15 protein-coding genes and 1 pseudogene are annotated in these 18,830 nt (G+C 56.1%); 12 read left to right on the plus strand and 4 right to left on the minus strand.

The window, feature by feature from the left end; genetic code table 11:
- On the minus strand, positions 1 to 587 hold a 587-nt coding region (locus tag SMC3_RS00645), incomplete at its 3' end, for a DNA glycosylase AlkZ-like family protein (protein WP_133299366.1).
- A 377-nt stretch (positions 588 to 964) separates the two neighbouring features.
- Between SMC3_RS00645 and SMC3_RS00650 the strand changes: the two genes are divergently transcribed.
- The gene (locus SMC3_RS00650; protein WP_119086744.1) at positions 965 to 1,768 is read left to right on the plus strand and encodes a universal stress protein; all 804 of its coding nucleotides are present in this window, start codon (positions 965 to 967) and stop codon (positions 1,766 to 1,768) included.
- 23 nt (positions 1,769 to 1,791) lie between these two features.
- Complete coding sequence (locus SMC3_RS00655) at positions 1,792 to 3,063, plus strand: sodium:proton antiporter (RefSeq protein ID WP_119086745.1); 1,272 nt, start codon at positions 1,792 to 1,794, stop codon at positions 3,061 to 3,063.
- Positions 3,064 to 3,125: 62 nt separating this feature from the next.
- Here SMC3_RS00655 and SMC3_RS00660 read toward each other — a convergent pair whose 3' ends face one another.
- The 3 genes from SMC3_RS00660 to SMC3_RS00670 form a co-directional block, all read right to left on the minus strand.
- Positions 3,126 to 3,644, minus strand: a complete 519-nt coding sequence (locus SMC3_RS00660) for a DUF421 domain-containing protein (RefSeq protein WP_119086746.1) — start codon at positions 3,642 to 3,644, stop codon at positions 3,126 to 3,128.
- Positions 3,645 to 3,657: 13 nt separating this feature from the next.
- Positions 3,658 to 7,296 carry an AAA family ATPase gene (locus tag SMC3_RS00665; protein WP_119089712.1) on the minus strand — a complete coding sequence of 1,213 codons (3,639 nt, stop codon included), beginning with the start codon at positions 7,294 to 7,296 and terminating at the stop codon, positions 3,658 to 3,660.
- Complete coding sequence (locus SMC3_RS00670; RefSeq protein ID WP_165846480.1) at positions 7,277 to 8,428, minus strand: metallophosphoesterase family protein; 1,152 nt, start codon at positions 8,426 to 8,428, stop codon at positions 7,277 to 7,279. The genes SMC3_RS00665 and SMC3_RS00670 overlap by 20 nt, the downstream gene beginning before the upstream one ends.
- Before the next feature lie 175 nt (positions 8,429 to 8,603).
- Here SMC3_RS00670 and SMC3_RS00675 point away from each other — a divergent pair, with 175 nt between their 5' ends.
- The 10 genes and pseudogenes from SMC3_RS00675 to SMC3_RS00715 form a co-directional block, all read left to right on the plus strand.
- Positions 8,604 to 9,122 carry a nitroreductase family protein gene (locus tag SMC3_RS00675; protein ID WP_119086750.1) on the plus strand — a complete coding sequence of 173 codons (519 nt, stop codon included), beginning with the start codon at positions 8,604 to 8,606 and terminating at the stop codon, positions 9,120 to 9,122.
- 318 nt (positions 9,123 to 9,440) lie between these two features.
- Positions 9,441 to 10,355 (plus strand): RadC family protein, encoded by a 915-nt coding sequence (radC, locus tag SMC3_RS00680; protein WP_119089713.1) that lies wholly within the window; start codon positions 9,441 to 9,443, stop codon positions 10,353 to 10,355.
- 269 nt (positions 10,356 to 10,624) lie between these two features.
- Positions 10,625 to 13,477 carry a VPS10 domain-containing protein gene (locus tag SMC3_RS00685; RefSeq protein ID WP_165846481.1) on the plus strand — a complete coding sequence of 951 codons (2,853 nt, stop codon included), beginning with the start codon at positions 10,625 to 10,627 and terminating at the stop codon, positions 13,475 to 13,477.
- 99 nt (positions 13,478 to 13,576) lie between these two features.
- A pseudogene (locus SMC3_RS00690) lies at positions 13,577 to 13,708 on the plus strand (JAB domain-containing protein); the annotation flags it as partial.
- Between the two features lie 74 nt (positions 13,709 to 13,782).
- Entirely contained in the window at positions 13,783 to 14,637 is an 855-nt protein-coding gene (locus SMC3_RS00695; RefSeq protein WP_165846483.1) for a class I SAM-dependent methyltransferase, read from the plus strand.
- An 11-nt stretch (positions 14,638 to 14,648) separates the two neighbouring features.
- On the plus strand, positions 14,649 to 14,792 hold the full coding sequence (locus tag SMC3_RS09305; protein ID WP_165846484.1) for a hypothetical protein: 144 nt from the start codon (positions 14,649 to 14,651) through the stop codon (positions 14,790 to 14,792).
- Positions 14,793 to 14,813: 21 nt separating this feature from the next.
- Positions 14,814 to 16,325, plus strand: a complete 1,512-nt coding sequence (locus tag SMC3_RS00700; RefSeq protein WP_119089714.1) for a stalk domain-containing protein — start codon at positions 14,814 to 14,816, stop codon at positions 16,323 to 16,325.
- 139 nt (positions 16,326 to 16,464) lie between these two features.
- On the plus strand, positions 16,465 to 17,124 hold the full coding sequence (locus SMC3_RS00705; protein WP_119089715.1) for a response regulator transcription factor: 660 nt from the start codon (positions 16,465 to 16,467) through the stop codon (positions 17,122 to 17,124).
- Positions 17,125 to 17,126: 2 nt separating this feature from the next.
- Positions 17,127 to 18,353, plus strand: a complete 1,227-nt coding sequence (locus SMC3_RS00710) for a sensor histidine kinase (protein WP_119086757.1) — start codon at positions 17,127 to 17,129, stop codon at positions 18,351 to 18,353.
- A gap of 136 nt (positions 18,354 to 18,489) precedes the next feature.
- On the plus strand, positions 18,490 to 18,830 hold a 341-nt coding region (locus SMC3_RS00715; RefSeq protein WP_119089716.1), incomplete at its 3' end, for a biotin/lipoyl-binding protein.

Genomic DNA, 18,830 nt, shown 5'->3' on the forward strand with positions numbered 1-18,830 from the left:
CGGAAGCGCAGGTCGGGCAGCCAGTTGTCGCGGCGGGCGAAGACGGGTCGTGCGCCCTTGCTGCCGACCATCAAGAGGTCACCCTGGTAGGCAAGTCCTTTCACGTCTTCACCCCAGCCTGCCCACGGCACGTCCCGAAGCCGTGGGACAGCTGCGTGGAGTGCCGTGCGGTCCAGAGGTCCTGCTGTCAGCGCATGCAGGGTGTCCTGCTCGACACGATACCACGCAGCTGTATCCATGTCACACATGCGCAGCATCACCCGCTCGATCGCGAGATGGTACCGTTCGCCGAATGAACCAACCATGAGGGCGAGGTCGTCGGCTGCCAGCACATGCAGGGTGCCACGCAGACACCACGTCTTGACGAGCGACCGCTCGCGAGCCAGCGCACGGTCGGTCCACGTGTATGGGGCCGATGGGCAGCGTGTGTGGATGGCAAATGGGACGGAGGCGGCATACTGCGCCTGGACGGCGATCATGGCATGGACAGCCGTAAGCGGATTGTCGAATGGCTGCGAGATGCCACCACGCATCAGCGCGAAATCGCATGCCTGCCGTGCCGTAATGTGCAGTGCTGCGGGCTTCATGGGAACACTGAGAGCCGGATACGGCCCGGTCCATGCATGCTGTAAACATTCGGCTGTTCTGAATGTGGCATTTTCCTCCAGTCACATGATTATCTGGTTAGTATATCCCATCGCGCGGATGGCTGCAAACGACATTACGAATTCTCATGCCATTACCCGGAATAAGCTCTCTAAAGTGGAGCGTGGGTTGCAGAGGAGTGATTCATAAGAAACAAGGAGGACGAATACAAAGGAGTAAGGCAATCCTAAACATGACGGAGATGGAGCCAATAGAGCGTACTCAAGAAAGTTGCAATTTGCTCAGAAGAGCCTAAGATTTGCGCGCATCTTAGAGAATCACTCGCTATGGGTATTAATCGGGTCAGGAGGCTAATAATATGTTTAAGAAGATTCTCATAGTTGTTGACAACTCCGAAGTTATGAAGGATGCAGTTGAGTACACTACAACATTATTCCCTGATGCCTTTTTCTACCTTTTTAGCATTATTAACCTCGGCTCGTTTTCAGGTTTCTATACAAAGGCAGTTTACAAGGAAATGAACCAATTAAGCCAGGAAACGTTCTTGATGCTTGAAGGTCTTCTCGAAAAGAAGTCGATTCAATTCACAACAGAGACTGAGGTCGGAGATCCCGTAAGTGAGGTCCTGTCTTTTGCGCGAAACAATGGGGTTGATCTTATTGTCATGGAAACCCACGCAGGAATAACTGCCAACAAGATTAAGCTTGGCAAGACGACATTCTCCATGATCATGCACTCGAGTATTCCCGTTTTGCTTCTTGGGGAAGATTTGAAGCCCAACCCTAGTCCAAGAATTCTGCATCCTACTACTGGGAGCAAATATTCTGAACTTGCAACCCAGATAACAGGCGAAGTTGCTGCCCAATGGAAGAGCACTATTGACGTCCTTGTATTAAGTGGTGATAAAGAAAGCGTCAAGACAAGGGTTGAGGGAATCCTGGCAAATTCGAAAGCAAAGGGGAACTTCAGTTTTGCTGAGCACGGGAAAGAAGTCTCTTCGGTTATCTCTCAAGCCTCAAACGCAGATATAATCATCGGAAGCAGAGGTTCTCCAAGAAAGAGTTATAAGTTGAGATTCATATTCCGTCCTCTTGCTCTTGATCCTCATATCAGACTTATTGTTGCGTTTCTTCCAAAGCCTTTCTTGTTGGTTTGCGATTGATCCAAAGGAGATAACCTATACCAATGACTCCTCAAATTATTTCTCTGATTGTATTCGTCGTTGTTTATGCTTTCATCATTTTCAACATCCTGCCGCGCTCAAGCGTTTCCCTGGTAGGAGCCTTTCTGCTTGTCATACTTGGCGTTCTTGAGCCACGGGAAATTGTTACCCTGGTTAACTGGGACGCAATTGGACTTATCTTTGGCATGTTCATTCTGGTAAGAATGTTAACAGATAGCGGTTTTTTTGATTTCCTGGGCGTCAAGGTTCTAAAGCTTACGAAGGGCATACCCATCAACATTTTGATTGCGTTTGCTCTTCTTACTGGATTGCTTGCAGCATTTATGGATAGCATTACAGTCCTTCTCTTTATGACTGCTTTGTCAATAACAATTGCCAAGAAATTGAAGATGAGTGCCATCCCGTTTGTACTCTCACAGATAACCGCGGCGAATATCGGAGGGAGCGCAACGCTCATGGGGGACCCTCCAAACATCATCATTGGGACAGGCCTTGGGATTACTCTTGTCCAGTTTGTTAAGTACCTTGCGCCAATTTCAATTGCAATTCTAGTGTTGAATACGTTGTACTTCGTTCTCTTCTACAAGAAAATGTTCAAACAGTCAGAAAAGTTTGATACGGATTACTTAAAGAATCTGAACCCCAGGGAGCATGTAAAGGACTCCTATATGATGATCGTGTCAGTTGTTAGTTTCCTTGTGGCAATAGCTTTGCTGATACTGCATGAAAAATTGAATTTGCCAGTTGCATACGCAGGACTCATAGGCGCTTCTCTAGGGCTTGTGCTTAATGGCAAGAAGGTTGCACATATTTGGGAGTCTATTGATTGGGAAGTGCTCATGTTCTTCACCACGCTCTTCATAATAATAGGTTCGTTGGAAAAGACCGGCGTTATTGCATCAATTAGTAAGGGTATCGCAGACCTTTCAAACGGAAGCGGTCAGATTACGAAAGGAATCCTTCTTTGGATGTCAGGCATACTTTCTGGATTTATCGATAACGTTCCCTTTGCAGCATCGATGGTGCCCGTGGTAAAGCTTCTTGCTCCAGCAAGCACAGTATCTTTGTTGAGCATGGGGTTGATAGTAAGCTTTGGTACGGATGTAGGAGGAAATTTCACGCCAATTGGGGCGTCAGCAAACGTTGTTGGTCTCTCGATATTGTCCAAGGCGGGAGTTGATGTGGAGTGGAAAGAATACTTGAAGGCGGTTGTCCCGATCACGTTCATCAATATTCTTGTAGCTGGCGTTTTGTTCGCCTTGTTCTACAAATAGCAACGTAGAGCCTGTTTCCAATTCTGCGTGTCTCACCCGCCCGTGCGACGAGCGGCTCATGATCACTGGTTCTTGAGGTAGCGTACCTTCTTCTTCCGCGGTACACGCATGTGGCGTCCGTTCATCGTCTGGAACGTGATGTTGCCATCGACTTCGAGCCAGGCCGTCCTGATGTCGCTGATCTTCAGAATATCATGTTCCCGCGCGGCGGTCATGATTTCATCCTCGTCGATGTGCTCCCTCTCCAGCGTGTCGAGTTGCGGAATACCCTGCTCGATCAGGGTTGTGCGCTGGCCCAGAATAATGCGTCGCAGACGTGGATAGCGATGCACCAGTGCAGAAACACTGAAGTTGAGCACGAGGAGGGTTGCCGCGGCAACGACACCACCCGTGAGCGAGGTATTCGGTCCGGTCATTGCGTTCTGGACTGCATTGGCGAGCAGGAGGATCATGACGAAATCGAACGACGCGAGTTCGCCCATCTCGCGCTTTCCGGCCAGGCGCAGACCAGCCAGAACGAGTATGTAGACGATGGCCGTCCGAAGCACGACTTGCCAGAGATCGGGTGTCAGTGCAAACATGGTTATCCTCCGTTTAGTCCTGAGATTGGGTGGACGGTACCGATTTTGGAGCAGAGTCGCTTTCGGCAAGCGTTCGCATGATGACACTGCGCAGAAAGCGCTGGTCCCCGAGCCGGTTCTTCAGTGCCGTCTCGAGTGCTCCCACAGGATACAAGTTTTGTGGAGCCCTGGTGTCACCCCACAGGTTGCTGGAGTAGTGCACCGCGATGGCGGAGGCGAGGTTGGCAAGGTGTATCGCCTCGGTCAGCCCCATGACGGGGAGTTCGATGCGGACCAGGTTGGCCATCTGGCTGGCGAAAGGGGTGACGGCTCGGAGGCGCAGGAAGAAGCTCATCTTGCTGCTGCCGCTGCTTTCCGGATAGCGGATCTCAAAGATCGGGGTCCGTTCGGCGGTCTTGAGGCCGAGCACCGTTGCGAACTGCTCGCCCTTCAGGTAGGCTTCCTGCACGTTCTTGATGATGCCCGCCAGCTTGCCGGTCCCGGCGGCCAGGCGGTGTTCGTAGGGGATGGGACCGTCTGTCACGACTGCCTGCACGTCCGGACGGTCCACTTCTTTCTGCGCGACATCGTGTTCCAGCTCTTGCATGAGGTTGTTGAGTTCCTGGCCGAAGTCGCCCGGGTCATGACTTGCAGCGCTGCGAATCTCATATTCGACGTCGAACGGACACGACGCGTCGCTCGCCAGCTTGAGCGTCTTCATGTCCGGGTCCGGCGCGTTGGTCACGAAGTAGTGCCGTACGGCCTCGTCGCAGAGCGCCTCGGTGACGTCGTGGGCGTGAGAGCCGCACATCTGCATGCAGCCTGCCGCCACAGAACCGAAAACGCCATAGTATGGCGGATTGCCGTCGATGATGCCGTGCATGTCGATGCGGCGTACGCCGTCGACGAATGCGACGCGGACCGTGTCGACTTCCGCGAACGCCGCGTCGGGCACCCGGACGGCCGCCCAGTGGTCAAGGTCGCGGCACTCGATGGTCGGCACCACCTCATAGGAACGTTTCTGATCTGTCAATGAGACCTCCGTGGAACCGGTGTAGACGCTCTGCCAGTAGTCGGGACGGATATNNCGCTCCACGAGGTCCGCTCTGTGGGTGATGATGCCGACGAGCGAGCCGTCCCTGCGCAGGGACTCCAGGACGTCGGCGACACCCTGGACAGTGGTCTCGTCCAGCGTTCCGAAGCCCTCGTCGATGAAGAAGCTGTCCAAGTCCACACTCGTCGACAGCAGGTCCTTGACGGCCAGAGCGAGTGCAAGAGAAGCGAGGAAGGTTTCCCCCCCGGACAACGTTGCGACATCGCGCGGTCCCGAGGCGCTGAACGCGTCCTGCACCATCATCTGGTCGTCCTCATCGAGCAGCAGTTCGAAGCGTCCCTTGCTCAGGATGCGCAGGTGGTCGTTTGCCGTCACCAGCAACTGTTCGAGGATGCCGCTGCTGACGAACGCCACCATGCCCTTGCTGCCGAAGTCACGGGCGACCTGCTGGTAGGTGGACAGCAGACGCGTCGCCTGTTCCTTGCGCGCAAGACGGTCGGCCAGGAATGCACGGCGGGCGAGGAGGTCGTCCTTGCTGCGGCGGGCGGCTGCCAGGTTCTCCTGTGCGCGGGCGAAGTCCGTAGCGGCAGTCTCACGTGTGGCACGCGCTGTTTCGAGGTCCGCCTCCGATGGCAGGTCGGGGCCGAGCTCCTGCTCCAGCATTTCCACCTGTGCAGCAACAGCAGCGGTGTCATGGTCGTATTGCCTCACCGACGCCTGAAGTGTGGCCAGCTCACCCTCTGGGAGGACGGCTGCTTTCATCGACGCGATGGAGTCGAACCCATGCGTGCCGGCTTGCGCCAGCAGGTCACGCTGCAGCGTTTCATATTGGACTTCCGCCTGTCTGCGCTGCCCCTCCAGCGTTGCGGCCTTGGTTTGGGACCCGGTCAGCTTCGTGCGGATGTCTTCTTCCTTTCGGCGCTGTTCTTCGAGTTGGAGGGCGATCGTTTTCTGCGCCGTGCGGGTTGTCGTCTCCTGCCCTCGCAGCTGCGTGAGCCGCGCATGGAGGAACGCCACCGGATTGTTGCTGCCCTCGCGGGCGACCGTCGGGTCCATGAGCAGGCGCAGGGTCAGTTCGTGCGCTTCGTGCCGGTCATCCTTGTCTTCAGTCTTCAGAGCGGTCAGCTGTCTGGCCAGTTCCTCGAGCCGGACTCGGTCCGCTTCGGACTTCTTCTCATGCTCCGTGAGGTCGTTCTGGCAGTGCTCGACATGTTTGCGCGTCTCGTCACGAACCGTCTTGAGGCGAGCGAAGTCCAGGTGTTCGGCATGCGCGACCAGTTCTTCTACCACATGGCCGCACACCGGGCAGGTGTCACCTGGCCTGAGACCCTGCTGGACGACGACTGCGGCGTTGTCCGAGCGTGCTCGTTCGAACGCATCTTCAGTTTGCATTGAAGCGTCGCGCGCCCTGGTGAGCGCTTCCTGGAGCTGGATCCGACGCTCGTTCTGGAGCTTCATAGTCTCATTCAATTGTGTGATGCTGTGTTCGAGTGCCTTGCCCTTGTCCGTGGCTGCATCGGTCCTGTGCTGGAGTTCCTCCAGTCGGGCGGCAAAGAGCTGGAGGTCACTCAGGCGCCCGATCGCAGAAGAGATCTCATCCAGTTTCTCGGCAAATGCGGCCTCGCCAGCGCGCAGGGACGTATCGGCACGGACGGCCTGCGCAGTCTCGAGAGCTTGCTGTGCGGCTATCACAGCAGCAGATGCCTTGTCGCGCTCGTCCGTCAGCCGTTCCAGTTCAGCAGCCAGACGCGCCCAGTTGGCCAGTGATGGCTGCAGCGATGCGAGAGCGAGGCCGGTGGCAAGGTGCGCGCGGTCGCCGTTGATCTCGTCCGCCTTGGCGCGAAGGGCCGCAAGCTGTCCCTGAAGCTTCGTCAGCTGCCGTGCCTTTGACGCCCGCTGTTCTATCATGGCCAATGTCAGCTCACGTGCTTTGAGCTGTTCCTGGAGCAGCGCGACCTGATGTCCGGCGTCTGTGACGGCATGGTCCAGGAGACCCATGGCTTCATCGGTGATAGCGGTCTGGTCGATGCCCGCCAGGTCATGGTCCAGGCCGCCCAGTTCGCCCATCAGCATTCCCGCATGGGCGCCGGCCGCTTTGCCGATGTGCTCGTAAATGTCCAGGCTGAGCAGCGAGATGAGGATATCCCTGCGCGCGCGGGGTGTGTCGGGTTTCAGAAAACGGTCGAACTGCCCCTGAGGCAGGACGATGATGCGCGTGAAGACGTCAAAGTTCATGTGCAGCAGCGTCTCTTCGATGTAGCGATCGGCGTCCTTCTTCTTCAGGAGCTGGTTGAGCTGATCGCCGTCCTTGAAGACCTGAACGTCCTCTCTCGTGGCTGTTCCCTGCCGGATGATCCGGTACGTCGCGCCGCCGAGGTCAAAGGTCAGTCCCACATGGAACTGTTTCGCGCCACGGCTGATGATATTCTCGCGCTGTCCGTTTTCTGTGCGGATGCGTGGGATGCGCCCATAGAGAGCATAGCAGATCGCGTCGACGATCGAGGACTTGCCCGAACCAGTCTCACCCACGATGGCAAACAGCGACAGGTCGCGAAAGTCGAGGGTGACTGGGTCGCGGTAGGGCATGAAGTTCTCGACTTCAAGCGTCTGTATCCGCATGGGTCACCTCCAGGAACAATTCACCGATCACCTTTATCACGTCTTCTGTGGCGTCCTTGTTGTATGCCCGGTACATCGACTGCACGGTCTCGAAGCTTGTACTTGCCAGTGCCTCAATGGTCGGACGCGTCGTCGCTGCAGCTTCGGAACGCAGGAATTCCACCTTGACGACCCATGGGCAGACAGCGCGTATCTCGCCTTGCAGGTTGAACGGGGGGTCGTCGGCGTGGATGCGTGCTTTCGTGTATCCACGGTTCCTGTACGGTTCCAGGCGGGTGGCCCAGTCGTCGACGACACACTCGACATTGTGCAGCTCGATGGCGGATTTCAGCTCACAGAACTGAACAGTGAGATTGCCCTTCGTGTCCGCGTCCACAAGGTTGAACCCCTTCGGCGTCCCCTCCTCGCTGAAGTTGACGCGGAAGATACTGCCGGAGTATTCTGAGCGTGCGGGCGCGTTCACCAGCTGCTGGTGGCGGTGGACGTGGCCAAGGGCGTTGTACATCGTCGAAGATGGCAGGCTCTGCGCAGGGACGGCAAAGAACGGACTGACCGACATGGGGCGTTCCGTGTCCGTCAGCTGAGCACCAGCGATCATGAGGTGTGCGGCAAAGATGTTGATGTCTGACGCATGCATCTGCCCGGCAAGCCAGCGGATGAACGTGCTGACACTGCTGGCGTAGTCGCCGTGAATGTCGTCACCTGCTCCATTCAACTTCATGACCACGCGTTCGTGGGGGTAGGGGAGCGCCGTCACGACGACCGGTTCGTCGGCGCGTGAACGGAACCCGACTTGATACTGCTCACCAGACGGCTTCTCGAACACCGATGCTGTCCCAAGGCTCAGCAGGCTCTTGCTGGGGACGAACACCTGCCCGTCGTGGTTGCCGGCCAGAACGACCGAGCGGATACCCGCGCTGCTGAGCCGGGCAAAGAAGTCGAAGACGAGTTTCTGACTATTATTGCCGGGCATCGGATTGTCGAACACGTCACCCGCGACGATCACCACATCCACCTTCTCGGTCTGCGCAGCGGCAAACAGCTCATCCAGCAGCTTCCCTGTTTCGTCAAACCTGTCCAGCCCAGCGAGCGTGCTTCCAACATGCCAGTCAGCGGTATGCAGTAGTCTCATGAGCTTAGTATACTGCCGATTCCGGACTAGTCTGTCATTCCCGCGCATGCGGGAATCCATCCTTGTTTTTACATCTGTTATTCCCGCAAGAGTATGCCAATCGCAACACTTGGCTCATTGAACAAGTCTGGCTGGCAGTTAGAATATCAGGCAATCAGCATAGTGGAGGTCTGCGATGATACTTGAGGCGATCGAGAAGCGCTACAGCGTACGACATTACAAGGACCAGCCGGTCGAAGAAGACAAGCTGGCAGAGGTTCTGGAAGCGGCGAGACTGGCTCCTTCGGGCAGCAACCTGCAGCCGTGGAAACTGGTCGTTGTACGGGACCGTGCGACCATACGGTCGATGGTGCATGCCATCGGCGGACAGCAGTTTGTTGAACAAGCGGCGGTGCTCGTCGTCGCCTGCAAGAGCGGTGAGGGATACAACATTGGCCACCGGTACGATGGAGCCGTTGTCGACATCACCATCGCCCTGGACCATGTGACTCTGCAGGCTGCGTCGATGGGTCTGGGGACATGCTGGCTGGGCAACTACGACGGCAACGAGGTCCGCGCGCTGCTTGGCATACCGTCGGAGAACCCCGTCGTGGCCATCCTCGCACTGGGGTACCCCGACGAGAGTCATCCGCGCCGGCCAGGGGTACGCAAGGCGTTGGACGAACTCGTCTGCTGGGAGAAGTTCACAGGCTGACAGATCGCTGCTTCGCAGCCGGCGTCGTCCCAGCAAGGGTCCTTTGATTCGTCATTCCCCCCCCGAGCCTTTCAGTCCAAGGCAAGGGGTGCTCCTCACGAGTATTTCTTTGCAATACCCCTGAGCATTTCTTTTCAATGCGAGGGGCGTTCTGAGTGGTGTTCCTCGGCGTATGCGGGAATCCATTCTTGTATGTTTGTGTGGGTTCCCGCTTCCATGAGGACGACGTGCAGGGATCGCTGCCGTTGCGTGTCTCAGAGACGGTGCTACCTTGTGCTGGAGTGAGTGGAACTCACGAAAACGGTACAGGGGGAGTCGGTGGAAATATCGAAACGCGAGGAAGCCGTTACGTATCTCGTCCAGAGGGCGCAGTATCCAATGTGGTCCAAAGCGGGGACCTGGTTCCGTGATGCAGAGGGTGGGCGGGTAGAAGAGCCGCAGAGCAGTGCCCTCGTCTCCTCACTCGACCTGTCCAGCAAAGGACAATGCGATGCCGTGCGCCGGGAAGTTCGATTGCGCGTCAACGCCGAGCGCACGTATGTCTCCATCAAGGACTGGGCGATTGACGAACGTCCCCGCGAGCAGCTGGCGAAACGTGGAGCCGACACCATGAGCAACGCACGCCTGCTGGCCATTCTATTCAGGACGGGCAGCCACGGCAAGAGCGCCGAGGAACTGGGTCGCGACGTGTTCAACCGGTTTGGCGGCTGGAGCCAGCTGGATCAGGCCAGCGTCGAGGACCTCTGCGACGTGCGTGGCATCGGCCTCGCCAAGGCGGTCGAACTCAAGGCGGCCATCGAAATCGGCAAGCGCCTGCAGCAAGGCCCCGCGTCCACGATGAAACGGGTCACCAGTGCCGAGGATGCCATCGACTACGTCTGCGACCGGTTCACGCCGCAATTGCGCGATGCCGGAAAGGAGTTCTTCTATGTCGTCCTGCTGGACATCCGCAACAAGGTCATCAAAGACACCGAGGTCAGTCGGGGCAGTATCAGCGCCAGCGTCGTGGACCCTGCCGACATCGTCCGCGAAGCCTGCATCCACCACGCCAGCCGCGTTGTGCTCGTGCACAACCACCCAAGCGGAGAGTGCGACCCCTCCAAGGAGGACATCGACACCACAAACAAGATCACTCAGGCCTTGAAGTACGTCGGTGTACGGGTCCTCGACCACATCATCGTGGGCCGTGCCCGCCAGGACTACTTCTCCTTCGCCCGGGCGGGGATGGTATAGAGGGAGGCCAATTGTTGAATGTGCCCGATGACCGTGAACTGGGGCGTCACGATAAGACGGTACATGGGTCCCATCGTGCAAGGACATCAATTTCGGCTCTTCTCTATTGCGCGCTAGGATATGACCAACTAGCACGTTACACTAATGGTGGAGAGAATGATCTCCGTTGCGTGCCGCAACGATACGGCGCGGTGATGGTGATGGTGATGGTGACCAGGTTCGACTCCACCGCCCTTGTTGAAAGAAAGCCCGTGTTGGAGGTGCATAGCATGAAGACGACTGAAGCACGAGATAATTCACTTGCTGCCACAATCATGGTTCTGATCCTTTGTCTAGCCCTGAGCTTGTCGGGTGTGCTGATGGGCGCTCCTGCTGTTCAGGCGGCAGACACTCATGCGTGGACCCAACTGCCCTTGTATGGGGGCAGTGTCTTTGCTCTTGTGATCAATCCTGTGGATCCTGCCATCCTCTACGCTGGCACGAATGGTGGTGGTGTCTTTCGCTCTACCGACAGTGGGACCACCTGGGTGGCTGTGAATACTGGCTTCATCACCAACACTCTTGTCGAATCTCTTGCCATCGATCCTCTCTCCCCCACCATCCTCTACGCCAGCACGAATGGTAGTGGCATCTTCCGCTCCACGGACAGTGGGACGACTTGGGTGGCAGTGAACACGGGCCTCACCGACATGTATGTCCTGAGTCTTGCCATCGACCCGTTCACTTCCACGACTCTCTACGCCGGCACTGAGACCAGAGGTGTCTTCCGCTCCACGGACAGTGGTGCCCACTGGACTGCTGTGAACATCGATCTTACCTATGGCCATATGAGGGTCACGTCTCTTGCTATCGATTGCCTCACCCCAACGACCCTGTATGTCGGCACCTTTGGCGAAGGCGTCCTTCGCTCTACGGACAGCGGTGCCCACTGGACCGGCTTGAGGACCACCATCAGCAAAGAGGGCGTCACATCTCTTGTCATCGATCCTCTCTCCGGCACCATCCTCTACGCCGGCACTCAGGATGGTATCTTCCGCTCCGCGGACAGCGGCGCTACCTGGACGGCGGTGAATACTGGTCTTGCCAGCACGTGGATCTTGTCTCTCACTATCGATCCCCTCACCTCCACGACCCTCTACGCCTGTACCGAAACCGGAGGTATCTTTCGCTCCACGAACAGTGGTACGAGCTGGACAGCTGTGAACAACGGGATCGCCAGCGAATCTGCCAATTGTCTTGTCATAAACGTCGTTACCCCTGCTATCCTGTATGTTGGTTGCACGGGCTATGTGAGGGCGCCTGGCGGCATCTTCCGTTCCATCGACAGCGGTACCACCTGGAGGGCTGCGAACGCTGGCCTGACCAACACGTGGGTCCGGTCTCTTGCCATCGATTCCCTCGCTTCCACGACCATCTATGCCGTGACTGATACGGACATCCTCCGCTCCGCGGACAGCGGCGCTACGTGGAAGGGCCTGAACACCGACATCATGGAAGGCGACGGCACGTATGTCTTCAATCTTGCCATTGACCCGCTCACCCCCACGACCCTGTATGTGCAAACGTCTAATCAGCATTATGAGTACGGCATCTCTCGTTCCACAGACAGCGGCGCTACCTGGACGGCACTGGATACTACTGGTCCTGCCAGGAACGGCATCCAATCTCTTGTTGCCATCGATCCCCTCACGCCAGCGACCCTGTATGCCGGTGCCTTTGGTGGAAGTGTTTTTCGCTCCACGGACAGGGGCGACCACTGGACAGCAGTCAGTACCGGGGTTGGTGATCAAGGTGTTCCATCTCTTGTCATTGATCCGCTCACTTCCACGACCCTGTATGCCGGCACAAATGACCATGGCGTCTTCCGCTCCACGGACAGCGGCGCTACCTGGACGGCCGTGAACGCTGGTCTTGCCTCCACGACTGTCCAGTTTCTTGTCATTGACCCCTTCACCCCGACAATCCTCTATGCTGATACCGATAGTGGCGTCTTCCGTTCCACCGACAGCGGTACCACCTGGAGGATGGTGAGCACTGACCTCGTCAAAGAGAGCGTTACGTCTCTTGTCATTGATCCGTTCACTCCCACAACTCTCTACGCAAGTACCAGTGGCAGCGGCGTTCTCTGCTCCACCGACAGCGGTACCTCCTGGATGGCAATGAACACGGGTCTCACCAACACTGGCGTTACGTCTCTTGTCGTTGATCCACTCACTCCTGCGGCTCTGTACGCCGGCACTTCTGGCAGTGGCGTCTTCCGGTATGCTGCTGCGCCTTCCTACACGCTTGCCACGATCTCTTCTCCTGTTTCGGGCGGTACCATCACCAGAACTCTTGATCAGCCTTCGTATCTTTCTGGTACGGTTGTCACTCTTACGACTGTTCCTGCCACGGGCTACAGCTTCACCGGCTGGTCTGGCGATCTCAGCGCTACGGGGAACCTGGCTACCATCACCATCGATGCGGACAAGACGGTTACCGCCAATTTTGCCAACCCGCCGGTGTACACGCTGACGCCTTCGTTCGGGTCGGGTGGCACCGTCGCTCCCAACACGCGGCAGAGCGTTGCTCAAGGTGCGAGCACGACATTCACCGTTACTCCGAATGCCGGCCACCACATCGCCGATGTCACGATCGATCGAGTATCACAGGGTCCTATCTCCTCCTATACGTTTACCAGCGTCATGGCAAATCACGTCATCCAGGCAAAGTTTGAGCCAGACAAGGAAGCGAGCGTCATCGTTCTTCAGATAGGGAAGGCCACGTTTACGGTCAATGGGAGCCCAAAGACGCTGGATTCTTCTCCTATCATCAAGAATGGGCGGACCCTTGTCCCCATACGCGCCATCATCGAAGCACTCGGAGGATCAGTTACTTGGGATGCAACCGCCAGGAAGGCGAGCGTGACCCTCGGAGGAATGACCATCGAACTCTGGATCGGTAAGAATGCTGCCAAGGTGAACGGTGTCAGTACCCCTGTCGATGCAACGAACGCCAAGGTGGTCCCCGAGATCATCAGTGGAAGGACCATGCTTCCTCTGAGGTTCGTCTCTGAGAGCTTTGGCTGTTCAGTTAGCTGGACAGATGCAACCAGAACGATAACGATCACCTACCAGCCATGAGAAGTCCCCTGTAGACAGCAAAGTACGGGGCTGCACGTGTTCGTGCGGCCCCGTTTCATGTCTGCAGGGTTTCACTCCAGATAAGAGTGTGATCCCTCCAAGGAGGACATCGACACCACCAACAAGATCGTGCGGGCCTTGAAGTACGTCGGCGTGCGTGTCCTGGACCACATCATCGTGGGCCGCGCCCGCCAGGACTACTTCAGCTTCGCACGCGCGGGGATGGTGTAGAACTGATGAAGGCGGTACAATGAATATGGCAATCGATGAACGTAAATTGACAAGAGGATGAATATGAAGTGAAGATGGAATACAGGCATAGCATAGGCGTAGAAGCTCTCATTGCGCTGAATAGGTGTTTCAAGAGGCCAATTCATCCATTCAATCTCGAAGATGAAGGGAAGAAAACATTTGCAGAATGGGAATTTGAGCAGTCAAAGAGGTTAAACAGGTATTACCTCCCTGAAATAGATTTGCTTAAAGAGATACAGGGCAAGATCATTCTTGATATCGGAGCTGGTAGTGGTGGAAAAACCACATTCTATGCTCTCAATGGAGCGAAGAGACTGACGGGAATAGATACGGAAGAAAGGTTCATAATGCAGGCAAGAGATTTTGCGTCTTCCAAAAATGCAAGAAATATAGATTTCATAGTTGCTAATGCAGAAGAAATGCCTTTTCAGACTGCTTCTTTTGATATGTGTGTAATGAACGATGTCTTTGAACACCTTTCAAGGCCTGAAGTCGTCTTACAAGAAGTAAATAGAGTATTGAAGCCACATAGTAAAGTATTTATCAATTCTCCACCCTATTTTCATCCATACGGGGCCCACCTCACCGATCTTATTGGGATTCCGTATGTTCATCTTCTTTTTCCTGAGCCCGTTCTCATCAATGCTTATAAGAAACTTGCTTTAGAAACAAAATCAGCTGAAAAGAGAATCAATCTTCGTTTTGGTATAGTGGATAATAGAGAACAAATCACATACATCAACAAAATGACGATTACTCGTTTTGAGGAGATACTACGCAATCAAGACCGATTCAAGACGATTCTTTACAAGCTTATCCCTCTTAAATACCAGGTTGGGTTTCTATTGAAAACCCCTCTTCGAGAATTCTTTACAGAGATGCTTGTATATGCAGGGGAAAAGAATTAACTGTAGAGTATTTGTCTATTCGAAATATCTTTGATAAAGGGAATCTTAATATCAAGAAGATCCTGAAGTACGCCGGCGTCCACGTCCTCGACCACATTATCATGAACCATACCCGCTGGGAGTGCTTCAGCTTCGCACGGGCCGGGATGGTGTAGAAAAATGGAGGAGGATCAACAGTGCGCAAACTGACGAATCTCATACCACTTCTGCTAATAGTGGCAATGCTGATGGTGACCATTGCTCCTGACTGTAGTGCTGAGGAGCACGCGAGCGTTGTCCAGTTCACCGTGGGCAAGACTGCTGTCACCTCCAATGGGACAACGGTCCTGATGATGCCGGTTCCGGCAGTGTTCGATATGGGTTCGAAGCAGTTGCTGCTTCCGGTAAGGTCCGTCGCCAATCTCCTGGAATGGGATCTTGCCTGGGATGCAAAAACGGGATCGTGCACGCTCACCTCCGGCAAGTCCAGGGTCGTGGCAAAAGTCGGCAGCAGGACGGCGATGGTGGGCGTCAGGGCTGTGACCATGAGTGCAGCACTACTCAACGCTCGTGGAACTGTGGTGGGTCCCGTAGATATCCTCCGGTTCATGGGGGCTTCTGTGCAGGTGGTGCCGGATGGTCGCTCCTGCACTGCTACGATTGCCAGTGCCCAGGATACTGCTGGTTCGGGGGATTCAGGGAGTGAACACCCGGACGCGGTTACGCGGATGTCGCGAAGCGTCACATATGCGACGAAGAAGTACACGTTTGAGATCATCCGCATTGACCTGAAGGGCAAAGGGATCCGCGTTGTTCCGGTGGCATCTCCAGGAGGGATGAACTCAGGAACTCCCTATACAACGTTTGCCCTTGGCAAGCCACTTGCCATGATCAACGCATTGCCGTTCGACACGACAACTCATGTTATGACCGGATCGTTGGGCGGCGAGGGGATCTACCCGCAGGTGAAGGCGGGATATGCGGAGACAATGGGGATAGACGATCATGGTATCCCGTTCTACGCAGAGGGCCGGCTGGAGGTACGAGTCGACGTGACGGTTGACAGGAAGACCATTTCGATGACGACGTATTCCATCAACTGCACCAGCTGGGGCGGTTTCACTGTCTATACGAACTGGTATCCAAAGGCTATCTGGGTTGGCAGCAATCAGCAACTGATCGTGGTGGACCGGGATCGCATCGTGCAGCGCGTCTGCGGGGCGACTTTTCAGCCGAGGCTGATGAAGCCTGGCCAGTACGCGCTCTACGGGTACCAGGCGGCAGTCAACCACTGGACAATCGACACGATCACTTCGCTCCGGAATGCCGACAGCGCGCACCTGCATATCTTCCTCGGAGAACGGGACCTCTCAACGGGGTTCTTCATCCAGTCGGCGCCGGTCGTCCTGCGCGCCGGCCAACCAGTCATGGGGGCCAAGGCCTATGCCTATGCTGACAGCTTCCGCATGGCCAAGTCGGGGCCACGGTCTTTTCTCGGCATTGGCGGTGGTCGCTACCTGTACTTCGTCTCGAGTTCCACTTCCATAAGCCTCACGACCGACAATGTTGGTGGTGCCTTGGCTCAGCTCAAGCTCTTTTCTGATGTTATCTCCCTCGATGGCGGCGCCTCGACCACCCTGTACTACAAGGGTGCGTACATCTATACCCCAGGTCGGCAGTTGGTCACGTGCCTCGTCGTGTCACAGTAGCAGGTTGCCAGGACAAGTTCAGGTTCGCCCAGGATGGTCAGGACGGTGCATCATGCCTTGCCTCCGACCGCCGAGGCGCACCATCTTAATCCGTTCTTAGGACACGCTGGTACAATGACAGGCATGAGAGGAAATACGAATGCATATTCTTGTCATTGAGGATCAGCAGGATTTTGCCCAGAACATCAGGCGGTATCTGGAGACAGAGTCCTACAGCGTCGACCTTGCCTTTGACGGTGAGGCGGGGCTGCACCAGGGACTGACCGAGGAGTATGCGCTCGTCGTTCTCGACCTCAACCTCCCACGCATGGACGGGCTGGAAGTCTGCCGGCAGCTGCGGCAAGCAGGGCGGAGCATGCCCATTCTCATGCTGACTGCCAGGGTCGGGCACCAGAATGCCGTGGCCGGCCTGGACAGCGGAGCCGACGATTACCTTACCAAGCCGTTCGACCTCGAGGAGCTGCTCGCGCGGATGAGGGCTTTGCTCCGCCGAGGTGGTGAGACCCGCAGCCCGGTCATTGAGCTAGGAGATATCTCGGTCGACACCAACACGCACGAGGTCCGCAAGGGTGGTAAGGTCGTGGCACTTGCGCCACGCGAATATGCCCTCCTGGAGTTTCTTGCCCTCAACCGCGGCATCGCCAAGACACGTCTCGAGATCATTGAGCTTGTCTGGGGAGAATACGACGAGCTGATGTTTTCTCAGACCGTGGACGTCCACGTGGCCTATCTGAGACGCAAGCTTGGCAGGGAGAGCATCGTGACGGTGCCCGGCAAAGGGTACATGATAGGAGACTAGCCATGTGGCATTCACTCAAGGAACGGCGTCGCGATCTCGAGGAGAGACTCAGCGCGAGGTTCAGTGTCGAACAGCGGCTAGCGATGAAGTTCACCCGCCTCGTATGCGTTCTCATTCTGGCAAGTGGTCTCATTCTCATGACGTGTGATACGGTCATTTTCTACTACCGCATGATGCACGGGCTCAACGTACAGGTCGACCAGATTTTGTCAGACAACCAGGTTTCCGCGAACCCAGCGACGGCTGGACAAGGTCTCAACCCGTCTGTGCGTCCGTTCGTGCGAATCCTTGCGTCAGATGGGACCGTTCTCTATCAAGGAGAGATGTTTGCCGGTTCTGCGTCTGGGCATGCCGATCCCTTTGCTGCCCCCAAGATGGGCGGCGATTCCTCCTATTCAGTGGTGACCCGCGCTATCCACAGAGAAGGGAGCATCGTTGGATTCGTGCAATTCGCGGGACACGTACGACAGGGGCCGAACGAATTCGGGTGGAAAACCTTGGAACTGCTGGTCGTCACAATCCTGATGGGTGCCCTATCTTACGTTCTCGGCCTGCGTTTCTCCCGGAACACACTGCAACCAGTGCATGAGTCGCAGGCGCGTCTGGAGCAGTTTACACAAGATGCCAGCCACGAACTGCGGACTCCATTGGCCAGTATATCGTCCTCGCTGGACGTCGCGATGAAGACGGGCGAATACCAGGACGGGATCATGGCTGCCAAAGGACAGGTCAAGTACGCGTCGCTCCTCGTTGAGCGGTTGCTCGAGGTTGCTCAGCTGGACCGAGCGGAGGTCGACCTCGGACAAGTCGATTTGACCGCTCTTGTGACTGCAGAGGCCAGTCAGAACGTGGAAAGCTGCAAAGAACACGAATTGACGATGCAGGCGACAATTCACGAAGGGGTGACGGTCGAGGGAGACAGCCTGCTGTTACGCCAGCTCGTCAACAACCTCATCGAAAACGCTGTCAAGTTCAATGCGCCGGGTGGCACGGTGAGTGTTGTACTCAATGCAGCTGATCTGCACGTCGGGAATTCCCGTGGATTCATAGCTCCCGACGATCTGTCGCATGTTTTTGAACCGTTCTATCAGGTTGATGCTGCGCGTACACAGCGCGGATTTGGGCTTGGATTGGCGATTGTGAAGAAGATTGCAGACCTTCATGGATGGCATGTAGTCGTCACCAGCAGCGCTGAAGCCGGCACGGACTTCATTGTCAGATTCACGTGATCGCCGGGACAGCGCGTGCTTCTTAATCCATCCTTAAATGTCGGTTGTTACAGTACGTGACGAATCCAACGTGGTCACGCTGCGCAGTGAGCGCGTTGGTCAATAGATGCGGGCGCAGGCGCCCACCGGAGGAAACATGAGCAAAAAGAGTCGGCGAATCATTGTCTCGGTCGTGTCACTGATTGTCGTTGCGGCGATCGTCGTGGTAGGACTGAAAGTGCTGGCTGCCAGGAAGACGGCCGCGGCATTGGCAGCGAGGAGGACCGGAGTATCGTCCATGTATGTCGTGGCGCCGCAGGATGTCTCTACCCTTACGACGGTCTCTGGAACCGTGGCTCCCTTACGTTCTGCAACGCTGACGGCACAGGCTCAGGGGACCATCACCGGGGTCTACAAGAAGGAAGGGGACTCCGTCAAAGCAGGCGAGGTCATCGTTAGCATTGACTCGGCGGCACGTGACAACCAGCTGGCTCAAGC

The organism is Candidatus Cryosericum hinesii, assembly GCF_003570985.1.
GTDB classification, from domain to species: Bacteria; Caldisericota; Caldisericia; order Cryosericales; family Cryosericaceae; genus Cryosericum; species Cryosericum hinesii.